Annotated in this window: 11 protein-coding genes; 6 read left to right on the top strand and 5 right to left on the bottom strand. The window is 61.8% G+C overall.

What is annotated here, in order from left to right; all coding sequences use genetic code 11:
* Positions 1-36: 36 nt before the first annotated feature.
* Positions 37-798, top strand: coding sequence for a FadR/GntR family transcriptional regulator (locus tag VGE08_RS18510; protein WP_331069389.1), 762 nt, complete (start codon positions 37-39; stop codon positions 796-798).
* Here VGE08_RS18510 and VGE08_RS18505 read toward each other — a convergent pair whose 3' ends face one another.
* Complete coding sequence (locus VGE08_RS18505; protein ID WP_331069388.1) at positions 799-3,159, bottom strand: DNA polymerase II; 2,361 nt, start codon at positions 3,157-3,159, stop codon at positions 799-801. It abuts the gene before it with no gap.
* 215 nt (positions 3,160-3,374) lie between these two features.
* On the opposite strand from VGE08_RS18505, the gene glgX reads away from it, so the two are divergent.
* Positions 3,375-5,576: a glycogen debranching protein GlgX gene (glgX, locus tag VGE08_RS18500; RefSeq protein WP_331069387.1), complete on the top strand. Its 2,202-nt coding sequence runs from the start codon at positions 3,375-3,377 to the stop codon at positions 5,574-5,576.
* A gap of 70 nt (positions 5,577-5,646) precedes the next feature.
* Positions 5,647-6,000, top strand: a complete 354-nt coding sequence (locus VGE08_RS18495) for a RidA family protein (protein ID WP_331069386.1) — start codon at positions 5,647-5,649, stop codon at positions 5,998-6,000.
* Positions 6,001-6,029: 29 nt separating this feature from the next.
* Here VGE08_RS18495 and VGE08_RS18490 read toward each other — a convergent pair whose 3' ends face one another.
* Positions 6,030-7,268 carry an acyltransferase family protein gene (locus tag VGE08_RS18490; RefSeq protein WP_331069385.1) on the bottom strand — a complete coding sequence of 413 codons (1,239 nt, stop codon included), beginning with the start codon at positions 7,266-7,268 and terminating at the stop codon, positions 6,030-6,032.
* A 630-nt stretch (positions 7,269-7,898) separates the two neighbouring features.
* Between VGE08_RS18490 and VGE08_RS18485 the strand changes: the two genes are divergently transcribed.
* On the top strand, positions 7,899-8,591 hold the full coding sequence (locus VGE08_RS18485) for a GntR family transcriptional regulator (protein ID WP_331069384.1): 693 nt from the start codon (positions 7,899-7,901) through the stop codon (positions 8,589-8,591).
* 19 nt (positions 8,592-8,610) lie between these two features.
* Here the strand turns inward: VGE08_RS18485 and VGE08_RS18480 are convergent, their stop codons facing one another.
* Together VGE08_RS18480 and VGE08_RS18475 are read right to left on the bottom strand one after the other, a co-directional pair.
* Positions 8,611-10,131, bottom strand: coding sequence for an aldehyde dehydrogenase family protein (locus tag VGE08_RS18480; protein ID WP_331069383.1), 1,521 nt, complete (start codon positions 10,129-10,131; stop codon positions 8,611-8,613).
* A gap of 132 nt (positions 10,132-10,263) precedes the next feature.
* Complete coding sequence (locus tag VGE08_RS18475) at positions 10,264-11,205, bottom strand: hypothetical protein (RefSeq protein WP_331069382.1); 942 nt, start codon at positions 11,203-11,205, stop codon at positions 10,264-10,266.
* Between the two features lie 808 nt (positions 11,206-12,013).
* On the opposite strand from VGE08_RS18475, the gene VGE08_RS18470 reads away from it, so the two are divergent.
* Positions 12,014-13,189 (top strand): PLP-dependent aminotransferase family protein, encoded by a 1,176-nt coding sequence (locus tag VGE08_RS18470; protein WP_331069381.1) that lies wholly within the window; start codon positions 12,014-12,016, stop codon positions 13,187-13,189.
* Positions 13,190-13,243: 54 nt separating this feature from the next.
* Here VGE08_RS18470 and VGE08_RS18465 read toward each other — a convergent pair whose 3' ends face one another.
* Positions 13,244-13,594 (bottom strand): hypothetical protein, encoded by a 351-nt coding sequence (locus VGE08_RS18465; protein ID WP_331069380.1) that lies wholly within the window; start codon positions 13,592-13,594, stop codon positions 13,244-13,246.
* 182 nt (positions 13,595-13,776) lie between these two features.
* Here VGE08_RS18465 and VGE08_RS18460 point away from each other — a divergent pair, with 182 nt between their 5' ends.
* Positions 13,777-14,343, top strand: a complete 567-nt coding sequence (locus VGE08_RS18460; protein WP_331069379.1) for a YceI family protein — start codon at positions 13,777-13,779, stop codon at positions 14,341-14,343.
* Positions 14,344-14,471 lie beyond the last annotated feature (128 nt).

The following is a 14,471-nucleotide window of genomic DNA, read 5'->3' as shown; positions in this document are numbered from 1 at the left end:
GCTCTCCAATCATCAGCGGTCATCATCCAGCCAGGCATGCGCAAACCCAGCGGACAGAACCTGACCTTCGCCATCGTCGAAGAGCTGGGGCAAGCCGTCGTCACCCAGGCCTATGGCGATGCCCAGCCGTTTCCCATCGAAGCGGAGCTGTGCAAGAAATTCGGCGCCAGCCGGACCGTGTTGCGCGAGGCGGTCAAGATGCTGACGGCCAAGGGCTTGCTCAGCGCCCGTCCGCGGCAAGGCACCTGGGTGGAGCCGGAAAAACATTGGAATCTGCTCGATCCGGATGTATTGCGCTGGCTGCTCGAGAGAAAGTTCTCGTTGGAACTGCTCACCGAGTTTGCCGAGATTCGATTTGCCATCGAGCCGTCGGCAGCGGCGCTTGCCGCGCGTAATGCCACGCCAGAAGCCTTGGCGCGAATCGAACGCGCCGTGGAACGCATGAAGAGCGCCGCCAGGGGTGAAGACGATCCGCTCGAATCCGACATCGCATTCCACGTGGCCGTACTGCATGCCACGGCTAATCGGTTTTACGCCCAGCTCGAGGATATGATCAACGCCGCGCTGCGCTTTTCCATTCGCCTGACCAACTCCATGAAAGGCGTGGCACAAGCTGACGTCGATCTTCACCAGCAGGTGCTCGATGCGATCACGGCTCGCGATTCGAACCAGGCTCGTGCGGCGATGGAGAACATCATCACCGAAGTGCTGGATCTGATCGGCAAGGCGCGGCGCAAAGCAAAGGCGGCTGCCACGCCCGGCGGTCGTGCCGCCTCGTCGCGTCGACGCAGCGCTTGACTACCGCCCGTCGAGCAGCGCGTACAAATCCATCTGGCGGCTGTCGCCGATCACCTGTTCAAAATCCAGGCCCAAGGTCGCGAGCACCGGCTCGGCCACCGGCTTGATCTGTTTGATCACATAGTGCTCACGGTCCAAGGGATGCTGGACATTGTCGATGGGTTCCGGTCCCGCCGTCGTGATCACATAGCTGATCAACCTGCCTGGCGGCTGCTTTGACTTGCGAGCGGCCACTACATGCGGTGGCGTAGTGGCCGTGTACTCTTCCGTGTCCTTGCGCAGGTTCTTTCGATACACCAGCGCATCATCCAGCTTTCCATCGCGCACCCGCCCGACGACATCGGCCAGATACACGTCAACGGGCTGATCCGTGAACAGCCGGTGGTACAGCTCCCGCTGCACTTGTTTGGCGAGCGCGGTCCAGTCTCGCCGCACGACTTCCATGCCCACGAACTGCACGCCATCGATGTCGTTGGCGTTGAGCAAACCGACGTAGCGCTTGCTCGCGCCGCGCGTGCTTCCCCTCGCCCTCGGCAGGAACAATCGCAGGTACAGCTTTTCGAACTTCAGCTCGAGCCTGCTGGTCACACGCCACTGCTCGGCGATGTAGCGGGCGATGTCCTGATTCAACTGCCCAGCAAGTGCCTTGCCACGCGCTCGTGCTTCTTCGGAGTCGGCCATGCCGGCACGAACGAACAAGCTGTCGGTATCGCCATAGAGCACCGTGTAGCCCGCGCTCTCGAACCACTGCTTCGACCACAGCAGGATTTCCCGGCCCGTGCCGGTGATCGAATTCGCCAGTGCCGGATTGTAGAAGCGGCACGCGGGCGTGCCGAGCACGCCATAACAGGAGTTCATCAGGATCTTGATGGCGTGCGCGGCCACATCGTCGCCGTTCTTCTTGGCAACGTCGCGCCGTGGAAACAACTCATCGAGCACCTGCGGCAGGATGGCCGGCTCGCGGCGAAATGCGCCGCCGGGCGTTTCGATCAAATCCTGCCCGGGTGCCGGGTGCGCGACAAACGAGAGCGGGTCGATGTTGAATGTGCGAATGATGCTCGGATACAGGCTCTTGAAGTCGAACACCCAGACATTCTTGTGCAGGCCGGTCAGCGGCTCCAGCACGTGACCGCCCTGCTGGGCGTCGTAGACTCGCGAATCGCTCGAGCGCACGGACGGCGCGACGATGCCCCGCTGCTTCAACTCCGACAGATATAGAAAGTCGAACGAAGCAATGCTGGCCGCGACTCGATCCGGCGTCATCCCGGTCAGCTGACTGCGCGCCACTGCCAATGGAATCAAATTCAACTTCGCGACGATCTCGTAAGCCAACCGCGCATCGGTACGAGCATACAGCGCGAACGCCGGCAGGTCGTGGCGATAGTTATGGATGATCTCCGCAAGCCGATCACGGACATCGCCGTACACTGCCTTGCCCTCGCCGAGGATTTCGCGGGCGACGGCATCGAGTGAATAGTCGTCCATGCGCACGAATGCGCCGCGCAGCAGGTCAATGCCATCCATCACGAGACGACCAGGGATGCTCGCCTGGCCGCTGCCGAAATAACCCTCGGCCTTGCGAATGCGGATGGCTCCGGTATCGCGCCCCAGATTGAAAGGATGACGCAGGCGTTGAGCCATGCGCTGTAGCGCCGTCAAGTCGAAGTCGATGATGTTCCAGCCCGTGATGACGTCGGGATCGAGCCGCTGCACCCGATCGCAGAACGCGCTCAGCGCGGAATACTCATCGGGGCAGCGCGTCGCCTTCTCCGGCATCGCACGATCGCTGCCATCGACGATGAGCACCTCGTCGATCTCGTTCGAATACATCGAGATCGCCAGCAGCCGCTCGCCCTTGCCATCCGTTTCGATGTCGAAGGACAGCACCCGCGGCTCGATGCGCACGTCGGCCGGTCTCATGACCGGATTGTCAAAGATCCACGTGATGCCCTCGCCGGCCGTCGCTTCACCTTCGATTTCACAGCCGCCCTTGATGCCGCGCTCGATCAGATAGCGGATCGCGAATCGAACGTCGGCTTCGTAGGTCTCGATCCCGGCGTCGTGCAGACGATCGCGCAGGCCGGGCACATCGGTGGGCGTTTCCATGTCGAAACGCACGACCGGCTCACCGTTGAAGGTGCGCTTGTCAATGATGATGGACTGCTGCGATGTCAGCAGGCTCGCGCGCTCCACATCCGCGGCACGGATATAGAAATGCGGACGCTGCCGGTCGTCGCGCACCAGAAAGGTACCGCCGTCCTCCAGCCTGCCGTAAATATGAATGACAGGGACGCGCGTTCCGGCTGGCCCGGAGACGACACGATAACTGGCCTGGAGAATGAAGCCGCGCAGCTTGGTCACGGGCGAATTGTGCGCTAATTGACCAACCGCTGCGAGTGGCCGGGAACGATGCTCCCGTTGGGCCGTGACCAGCGTCCGTCGCCGAAGTCAGACCCGCGCGCCGCGAAGAGGCGCTGAGCGCGCCGGGCCAGGGACCTTTCGAGCCGTTCCGGGGAACGTTCCCAAACGCGGAGCGTTGCACCTGTTGCCTCCTCCCGCTCCCATCAGGTGTCATCTTGAGCCGAAGCTTCGCGTCGCAGTTGCGTGAGGGTCTGCCCCACCCCCGGGGTGCGTTCTGGGATGGGAAAGGCACCAATTTCTCGCTGTTTTCGGCCTACGCCACCAAGGTGGAGCTGTGCCTGTTCGACGCCGACGGCGACACCGAGCTGGAGCGCATCGAGCTGCCCGAATACACCGATGAAATCTGGCATGGTTATCTGGTCGATGTCGGGCCGGGCGCGGTCTATGGCTATCGAGTCCATGGCCCCTACGAGCCCGAGGCCGGCCATCGCTTCAACCCGAACAAGCTGCTGATCGATCCATACGCGCGCGAATTCGTCGGCGAGCTGCGTTGGGATCACGCTCTATTCGGCTACACGATCGGTGCCGAAGGCGATGACCTCACCTTCGACGAGCGCGATAGCGCGCCCTTCATGCCCAAGTGCGTCGTGTCGGACTCCAACTTCGACTGGGCCCAGTCGGTCAGCCCGCTGGTGCCCTGGGATCGCACGATCATCTACGAGACGCACGTGCGCGGATACACGATGAAACATCCGGCTGTGCCGCGCGAGTTGCGCGGCAAGTTCAGCGGCCTCGCCGTGCCGGAAGTCATCAAGTACATCAAGTCCCTCGGCGTAACCTCCGTCGAGTTGCTGCCCGTCCACGCCTTCATCAACGACCGCCTGCTGCTCGACAAGGGCCTGACCAACTACTGGGGTTACAACTCCATCGGCTTCTTCGCGCCCGATCCGCGTTACGTGATCGACCGGCGGCGCGGCGTGCAGGAATTCAAGGAAATGGTGGCGCGCTTCCACGACGCCGGACTCGAGGTGATTCTGGATGTGGTCTACAACCACACCGCCGAGGGCAACGAGCGCGGCCCCACGCTTTGTTTCAAAGGCGTGGACAACTTTTCGTACTACCGGTTGATGCCCGAGCAGAAACGTTACTACATCAACGACACCGGCACCGGCAACACGCTGGACATGAGTCACCCGCGCGTGATTCAGATGGTCACCGACAGTCTGCGCTTCTGGGTGCAGGAAATGCATGTGGACGGATTCCGCTTCGATCTGGGCACCATCCTGGCCCGCGAGCCCAATGGCTTCGACAATCGCAGCGGCTTCCTGAAGGCGTGCTCGCAGGATCCGGTGTTGAGCCGCGTCAAGCTCATCGCCGAGCCCTGGGATTGCGGTCCGGGCGGCTATCAGGTCGGCGAGTTCCCGCCGGGCTGGGCGGAATGGAACGATAAATATCGCGACACCGTGCGCGACTTCTGGCGAGGCGAAGCACCGGCCGCAAAGCTGGCGCCTCGACTGCACGGATCGGCAGATATCTTCAACAAATTCGGCCGCCGCCCGTGGGCCAGCATCAACTTCATCACGGCGCACGATGGCTTCACCTTGAACGACCTGGTCAGCTACAACCACCGGCACAACGAGGCCAACAAGGAAGACAACAAGGACGGTCACGAGCACAACCGCTCGTGGAACTGCGGCGAAGAAGGGCCGACCGAAGATGCAGGCGTCAACGCGCTGCGCGCGCGGCAGATGCGCAACTTTCTCGCGACCCTGCTCCTGTCGCAGGGAACACCCATGCTGCTGGCCGGCGATGAATTCGCACGCACCCAGCAAGGCAACAACAATGCCTACTGTCAAGACAACGACATCAGCTGGGTAGACTGGTCGCTCGCCGAAAAGAACGCGACGCTGGTGCAGTTCGTGAAGCAGATGACGGCGCTGCGGGCCAGGTTTGCCATCCTGCGTCGCAATCGATTCCTTTCCGCCGAGGAGAATCCGCGCATCGGCCTGAAGGAAATCACCTGGGTGAACGCCAGCGGCAACGAGATGGAAGACGAGCAATGGACCGACGCAGGGATGCTGTGCTTCGGCATGCTGCTCGACGGCCGGGCGCAAGCCACGGGCCTGCGCCAGCGGGGCCACGACGCCACGCTGCTGATCGTGTTCAACGCGTTCCATGACCTGGTGGAGTTCACGCTGCCCGGCGATTCGCCGGACGCGCGCTGGACGCTGTTGATCGACACCAACCTGCCCGATCTGCCCACGGGCCACAAAGCGATCTTCCAGCAAGGAGAAGCGTATGGCGTTACCGGCCGCTCGCTGCTGCTCTTCAGCCTCGAAGCCCAGACCGATACCGCTATCGATCGCACCATGAAACCGGGCAAGAAATCGACGCGCAAGCCGGCGACTCGACGCTGACAGTTGCCGAGCCGGGTGCAGACGTGGAAACTACGCGCCCCCTGCAATCGACGGATCATCTGGAACGACAATGAGTAAAATCGAACGTTATGCGGTCGGCCCGCGCATGAGCGGCATCGTGGTCCACAACGGCACGGTGTACCTGTCCGGCTATGTCGCGGACTCCGCCGCCGGGCAGTCGGTGGCCGCGCAGACCGAGGACATCCTGCAACAGATCGACAAGGCCCTCGCCTCGGTCGGCAGCGACAAGACCAAGATCCTGCAGGCGACCATCTGGCTGGCCGACATCGGCACCTTCGCCGAAATGAATTCGGTGTGGGACAAGTGGGTCAGCCCTGGCAATACGCCGACGCGCGCCACGGTGGAAGCGAAGCTGGCTGCACCCCAGTTCACGGTCGAGATTCGAGTGACCGCGGCTCAATAGTCGCGCCTGCGGCGGGCTTCAGTGCAACGTCACGCTTGCGTGAGGACTTGCGCGGTTGCCCGCCGTCGCCGCATGAATCGTTTCAAGCCGACCGTGAAGAAACGATTGCCGTCCAGCCGGATCCACTGCCTGGACAAGTAGAACAGGATCAGCACGACCAGCGCCAGATACCCGAACCAGAACGGCACGGACGTGAGCTGGTGGAAGCCGAGCAGCTGTGGAATCAGGAACAGCAGCCAGTCCTGCGCGATGAAGCACAACAGCGACGCCTTGCCGATCACGGCGGCCTTGCCGGTCATGCTCGCCAGCCATCGCGGCCGGCCATGGAAAAACAGCCCGGTCATCACCAGTCCAGCTCCCGCATAGAACAGCAAGTACGCCGGACTCGGCGGCGCCTTGTAGCCGGGATGCAGGGTGGCCCGCAGCAAGGACATTACATGTGGCTCACGCAATCCTTCAGGCAGCGCATGCTTGAAGAAGTGCCACGCCAGGATTCCCGTGATCACGAGGCCGATCGCGATCAACCCCATGGTGCCCAGACGCCGCGCAAGCCAGCCGGTCTCGCCGTTCTGCAAAGCCTCGCGGCAATAGCTGCTCAGGCCCATGCCCATCAGAAACACGCCCAGATAGGGAAGGAACGCGATATCGATGAGGCGATTGGGAGCGCTGTGCAAATGGAACAGCACCGCTCCCAGCAGTTGCATCCCTTCCGATTCCGGGACTAGCGTCATCGCGACGATCCAGGACATCACGAATAGAGCGCCCCCCGCGGCGAACAGCGCCGCTGTGGACGCGCCACGAATCACCACCGCCACACACAGCGCGACACCGATCACGTCGGTGATCATCACTTTGCCAAAGACCCAATCCGAGAAAGGCAGATAACTCAGCTCGTTCAAGCCCAGCAGGAAGTGCACGACCAGCACCAGGAACAGGCCGCGATCCACCAGCAGCCACCGCACGTCCTCGCGAGCATTGCCCCGGAGCAGATGGCCGATGACGAAGCCACTGAGCATGAGAAATGTCGGCGTCGCGACGCGCGTCGTTATCACCAGCGCCGTGTATATCTCCGGCGCCGACACTTCGAAGTGCGGTTTGATGTGACTGAGGCAAACCAGCAGCATTGCGCAACCGCGCGCTGCGTCGACTGCGACAATGCGCTGCTTGACCCGGATTGGACTCGACTTCGCTTGATGTATCGCCTCCGGAGCGGCCGTCCCCGACCCCGCAAGCGATACCGATGCCGACGCATCGATATGCGTATGCATGACAGTCTCCTGTCGAAGGAGGCGGACGTGCTGGTACTGATACGGACGGAAAATCTAGGTGGGAGCGTCAGTCGTACCTTGCACCAGCAAAGCCTTGCTGCAGGTATTGGACGCCATCGAGGTGACGTGCACTCTTGCACAGCGAATAGCGCCGCGAACAACTTTCGGCACGCGCCAACTGTAGCCGTGCTTGCGTCTGCGCCACTGACCGCCGCGCAACTGTTCCCGCCGTAACAGGCGGAATCGGCTGATTGGGAGCAGTGGGTACATGGTCGTCATGGCAATCTGCGGTCTGGGTCTGGGCCGTCGTGAATGCAATGGGACGTGCAACGGGAAAGTTCCGCCGCAGCACACACCGTTGCCCCTAGGGCCAACGGCATGCGAGCCGTCAGCGCCAGACTTGCTCGGCCACCCTCCGAGATTGCCGCCCCGGATCTTGCGCAAGGCCCGAGTCGCGATGTCCCAGAGACAGCATTGAAAAAGCATCGGATGAAATTCGCCTGCATGCGCACATGATCTGCGGCGCTGTTCTCGCCGTCGGCCACTTTGCCGATTACCGGGCCCTGGCCAATTGCTGGCTCTCAGAGGCGACGGTATGCTGCGTGAAATGTTTTGTTCCTAGGATGCAGCGTGGCCAAAGAAGCGACGAAACGTATTCCCAAACCGGTGACGCGAGTAACCGTCGTGGACACCGTTACTGAGCAGTTGCGCCGCCTCATCCTGTCCGGCGCCCTGAAAGACGGCTCGCCGCTGCGCCAGGATGCGCTCGCCGAAGAAATGGGCACCAGCCGCATTCCAGTCCGTGAAGCCCTGTCGCGGCTGGAAAGCGAGGGATTGGTCGCGAGCTTTCCGCACCGGGGCTATGTGGTCACCGGCCTGTCTCGCGCCGAGATCCAGGAGCTGTTCGATCTGCGCGCCATGCTCGAACCCGAGCTGATCCGCCTTGCGATTCCGAACTTCACCGATGCCGTACACGCCGAGGCAGCGACCTTGCTACGCAAGTTCGACGATGCCATCGCTGCCGACGACATCCATTCGTGGGGCGAGTTGAACCGGCGCTTTCATATGGTGCTCTATGCGCCGTCGGGTCGCACTCGAACGCTCGAGATCGTGCGCGGCCTGCTGATCAACTCAGATCGTTATACGCAGGTGCTGCTGACCCTGGGGAAATCCTTCGCCAGGGCACTGGAAGAACATGGCGCCCTGCTCGATCTTTGCCGCAAACGTCAAGTGAATCAAGCAGTGGCACTCACGCGCGACCACATCCAGACCAACGGCGACGAGTTGATCATGCTGCTGGACAAGCGCGGCTTCGCTCCATGACGTCGCCGCGCCACTCGCCTCAATCGACGTCGAATTTGACTCCCTGCGCCAGGGGCAGCGAACGGCCATAGTTGATGGCGTTGGTCTGACGGCGCATGTACGCCTTCCAGGAGTCCGAACCGCTCTCGCGGCCCCCGCCTGTTTCCTTCTCGCCGCCGAACGCGCCGCCGATCTCCGCGCCCGAGGTTCCCATGTTCACGTTGGCTATACCGCAATCGGAGCCCCGGGCGGACAAGAACTGCTCCACTTCGCGCATGTCGGTCGCGAAAATCGACGACGACAATCCCTGCGGCACGGCATTGTGCAACTTGATCGCCTCATCGAGGCTCTCGTATTTCAGTACGTAAAGAATGGGCGCGAATGTTTCCTCACGCATGCACGGCGATTGTTCTTTCATCTCCACCAACGCGGGGCGGACATAGAAGGAGTCCGGACCGTTCACATCGACGCGCGTGCCGCCATGGACGCGGCCGCCGGCGGCGCGCGCGTTCTCTAGCGCTCTGGTCATTGCTTCGTAAGAGGCGCGATCGATCAGCGGCCCCACCAGCGCATCCGTGCTCAACGGATCGCCCACACTGACCCTTTCATAAACACCGATCAGTCGAGGAACGAGTTTGTCGTAGACGTCCTTGTGCACGATGAGCCGCCGCAGGGTTGTGCAGCGCTGCCCCGCCGTTCCCATGGCACCGAACGCCACTGCTCGCAACACCAGATCCAGATCTGCCGAGGGCGTCACGATGGAGGCGTTGTTGCCGCCGAGCTCGAGAATGGCCCGGCCAAAACGCTGCGCGACGCGCGTCCCAACCTCGCGTCCCATCCGGGTCGAGCCGGTGGCGGACACGACAGGAATGCGCGAATCATTGACCAGGAGCTCACCAATCGCACGGTTGCCGATGAATACGCTCGACAGACCGCGCGGTGCATCTTCGCCGAATCGTGACATCACTCGGTCCACCAACGCATGCACGGCAAGGGCGGTCAGCGGCGTTTTCTCCGAAGGTTTCCAGAGCACGCTGTCGCCACATACGAAGGCTAGCGCGGCGTTCCAGCTCCAGACCGCCACGGGGAAGTTGAATGCGGAGATGACCGCGACCGGGCCGATCGGATGCCATTGCTCGGTGATGCGATGATCCCGTCGCTCCGAGGGAATGCACAAGCCATACAGCTGGCGCGATAGCCCCACCGCGAAGTCGCAGATGTCGATCATCTCCTGCACTTCGCCCAAGCCTTCGGAGATCACTTTGCCGACCTCGATCGACACGAGTCTGCCTAGCGCTTGCTTGTGTTGTCGCAACTCGTCACCGAGCTGTCTCACGAACTCGCCGCGTCGCGGCGCTGGCACCAGGCGCCACTGCCTGAATGCCTCGTCCGCTACCGCGATCTGCTGTTCGGCTTCCGCGGCACTGGTCTCGCGAACTTCCGCGATCGCTTCGCCCGTGACCGGCGAGCGAACCACCAGCGAGCCCCCTTGCAGCAACTCGGTGTTGACTCCCAACTGTTTCAGGAGGGTGTGAGTCTCGGTACGTAACTCGGTGGCCATGAAAGAAGACCTCGTGTGAATTGCTAAATGCGTGCGCCGTGAAATGCGCGAACTGGGCGCCCACTTCGTAGCAAGCTTCCTTGACGGTGCGCCGGCGGCGCTGTGATCTCGCACAAGCCATGCGAGCGCGGATCATTGTCCATCGTACCCTCCATGGTGGGAACGCCAGGCCAATTCCGCGGCCGCCAGGTCGGCAAGCGCGTTGCCCACCGACTTGAACAATGTCACCGGTTGGGTGCGAGTTGCAGGCTCTCGGGCGAGCAACGCCGCGAAGCCGTGAATTGCATCGCGCGCGATGATACCTCGCTCGATGGGAGAGCGCAGATCGCCAGCTTCCGCCAGCGCTGCTTCAACATTCTCGACATAGATGTCTGCGGCGGCGATGCCGTCATCATCTATCTCGCGCATGTCGGGGCGGTAGCCGCCAACCAAATCTACATGCACGCCCGGGCGCAGCCATTCGCCCTTGATCACCGGTTCCGTCGCACGCGTCACTGCTGAAACAATGTCCGCTTCGGCCACGGCGGTAGCAAGATTGCGTGCCACTTCGACCCTCGGCTCCGGCAAGCGCCGGCGAATTTCATCGGCACATCGCGTTGCCTTATCCGGATTGCGCGCCCACACCAAAATGTTCCGAATGGGGCGAACGCTCGCGTGACCCTCCGCCATGTAGGGCGCAAGATGCCCCGCTCCCACGATGACCAATGTACTCGCATCGCTGCGAGCAAGGTGACGAGCCGCCAAAGCGGAAATCGCGGCCGTGCGCCGGGCAGTGAGCTTGCTCGCATCCATGGTGGCCACCGCTCCGCCGTGCTTCATGTCCAGAAGAACGAAGATGCCGTCGATCACTGGCCGGCTCGAATCCCGATTCTCCGGCACGACGGTCAACAGTTTGACTCCGGCCAGGCCGTTCGCGACCGCGGGCATCACCAACAACTCGTGGTTCAGACCGTCCTTGAGGTTCTGGCGCAGCGGCACGTTCGCAGGTCGCTGAAACGCCTTCGCCAACTGCTCGATCAGCGCCGGCATGGGTAACAGGCGGTTCAAGGCGGCGCTATCGAAATGCACGGGCATCGGCTGAACCTACAGGTATTCTTGTATAATTGGATACAAAACAGGGCAAGGGCAGCCATTCTACCGGCCGCCACCCGAAATGCCCAGGGCCAGCTTTCAGCGCCCAGAACTCTGATTTGTGCGGTCATTCCTGAGTTAATTTCGCCGCAGGCCAGGTCGGCACCTTTCACTGGATCTATTACAGGCTATCGATCAGCCTCAATATTGGATAAAATCTACAGCATTCCAAAGGGAGGGCCGCAAGGAAAGATCCCATCAACTCGCCAGTCTGCTGCCATTGACGCTGGCCCGGAGCTTCACTACTCAGGCCCAAGAACCTCGTCATCCATCAACTTTCCGCGGCCGGCCGGACTGATGCGCGGTAGACCATTCGAGGACGAAGCCCGGCCCACGCCTGTGCCGTCGAGTGATCGATGCTGGCCGCGATGTGTGGACAACTTTCTGCAGCGAGCGCAACAGATTATCGATTTGCGATTGCCGAATGCGCTTGTCTTTGCCGTGAACTCGCAGTGCCAACGGCCGCAACCGATCAGCGGCACCAGGGCCGCGTTCATCATGTCATCGATGAAAGAATCGAACGATCGCTGGCCTGTTGTCAGTCTGTTTGAAGGGGGCTGCCGGATCGCCCGGAAGGGTCGAAGTGCCAGCTGTACGGTAAGAAATCATGGGTGGGTGTTCATGGAGTGGGTGCGGTGCTTCGTCGATACTGGCACGGTGGGCTGCGCGTTGCTCTGCTGCACATGAAGTCTGGTCTGCTCTCCCGGTTGATACCAGCGTCTGCCAAGACGCCCGACAAGAGTGAATATTCATGCGACTGATCCTGTCACAACGTGCCCAGAAGCTCAGCAGCTCCGCGATCCGCGAGATCCTGAAGGTCACCGAACGGCCCGAGATCATCTCCTTCGCCGGCGGCCTGCCCTCGCCCGAGACCTTTCCGGTCGAACGCATCCGGGCCAGCACCGAGACGATTCTCAACACGGCGCCCATGCCAGCGCTGCAATACGGCCCGACCGAAGGTTACATGCCACTGCGCGAATGGATCGCCGCGCGGCACTCCACCGGGTCGTTGCAGATTGATCCGGCAGACGTGTTGGTGACCACGGGTTCGCAACAAGCGTTGGATCTGCTCGGCAAGGTCCTGATCGATCCAGGCAGCCGCGTCCTCGTGGAGACTCCAACCTACCTGGGCGCGCTGCAGGCGTTCTCGCTGAGTGAGCCGGCTTTCGCTTCTGTGCCTTCGGACGAGAACGGCGTGCAACCCGAAATGCTGACGCCCGATCTATTGAACGGTGCGCGTTTCATGTACTGCCTGCCCAACTTCCAGAATCCCACCGGGCGGCGCCTCCCGTTGGCGCGGCGAGAGCGACTGGCGCAGATCGCCACGGAAGCGGGACTGCTCGTCGTGGAGGACGACCCGTATGGCGCACTCTCATATACAGGAGAGGCGCTGCCGTCGTTGCACTCCTTGATGCCGGGCAACGTTGTGTATCTGGGCTCGTTCTCCAAGGTGCTGACGCCCGGACTGCGAGTGGGTTATCTGATCGCACCGCAGGCTCTGCATCGTAAGCTGGTGCAAGCCAAGCAGGCGGCGGATCTGCACACCCCTTCGTTCACACAACGTATCGTGCATGAAAGCGTCAAGGACGGTTTCCTCGACGGACACATTCCCAAGATCCGCCAGCTCTATAGCCAGCGCTGCGAGGTGATGCTGGCGGCCATGCGCGAGCACTTCCCGAAAGGCGTCACTTGGAATCGCCCGGAAGGCGGCATGTTCATCTGGGTAACGCTACCGACGAGCGTCGACAGCTCTCAACTGCTCGAAAAGGCGATCGCCGAGCACGTTGCATTCGTTCCCGGTGCGCCCTTCTTTGCCAACGAACCGCAAAAGAACACTATGCGGCTGTCATTCGTCACCGTCCCGCCCGAACGGATTCAGCACGGCGTCGCCGTGCTCGGGGCGCTGCTCAAACGCGAGCTGAGCTAGCCCCCAGCGGACAAACCGAGCGCGCGCGAGCTGCGTATCAGCTCGCTGCGCTCTCTATCGGCCGGTCGTGACCTTGAAGTCCGCGTTCGCGAGTAAGTTATCGAACGGCGGGCTATCCAGGACAATGACGTTGCCCCGCGATCCAGCAACGCATCGTGCCTGCGCGAGTACCTCGCCACTGCGAGCGCCCCGCGCCTTGAGCGCGATCGTATATTTGGATTGCGGATACATGGTCGCTTTCGGCCGCTTGCGGACATGAACGACGCGATCCTCGGCGAAGTTCGACTCGATGAATGATTTGACGCACGCATCCACGGCAGCGCTCGCTCGATCCGCATGCGATGCTACGGGGGCTGCGAGGCATGCGAACGCGGCAGCCACTGAAAATATTCCAACGGTACGCACGGCTCGTCCTCCTAGGAATGCTTTTCTCATCCTCATTGTGACGAGTCCCGGAGGGTGAGCCTTGACCTAGGTCAACGGGGCCGCCCGGCCTGCGCGGCGCCCGGAGCAAACCGATGGAACCCCCTGCTCCCATGGATCGTTTGACTGCAGTTTGACTCAGTCCTCATCGCTCCGGAGCCGCCATGAAACACCTCCTGATCCCGGTGCTCTTGTCATTCGGCGTGGCTGCCAGCGCTGCAGACACATACAGCATCGATCCGACGCATACTCACGCCACCTTTTCTTTCCAGCACCTCGGCTTCTCCACTTTCCACGGCAAGATCCCGTCGCAGCGCGGCACCATCAGTCTCGATCGCGAGAAGAAGACTGGCGAGGTTGATGTGGTATTCGATCTCGCCGCGCTCACGACCGGCGTGAAGAAATTCGACGATCACTTGCGCAGCAAGGACTTCTTCGCAGTCGAGACGCATCCGACGGCTACTTTCAAAGCGAGCAAGATCACGTTCAAAGGTGACGTTCCTGCTTCGGTCACCGGCGATCTGACGATCAAGGGGATCAGCAAGCCCGTGACGTTGCAAGTTACGTCATTTCATTGCGGCCAGCATCCCATGCTGAAGGTCCCCGCCTGCGGCGCCAACGCGTCGGCGACCATCAATCGCTCGGACTTCGGACTGACCTATGCCCTGCCGGCAGTGAAGGACCAGATCACACTCGATATCGAGGTCGAGGCGGCCAGAGAGCAGGAGTAACGCGCGCTGCCTGCTTGATTTCAAGCTCGACGCTACGGCGCGCCGTTCAAGTGCCTCCGCCGCCGTTCAATCCATCCGTTTGTCGTAAGAGGCGGCACCTGATCCACATCAGGGCCGCGCACGGAAAT

The sequence above is a fragment of the Steroidobacter sp. genome (genome assembly GCF_036406195.1).
Classification (GTDB): Bacteria; Pseudomonadota; Gammaproteobacteria; order Steroidobacterales; family Steroidobacteraceae; genus Steroidobacter.
Note: the sequence above shows the minus strand (reverse complement) of the source record. Positions and strands in the feature narration are given on the sequence as shown.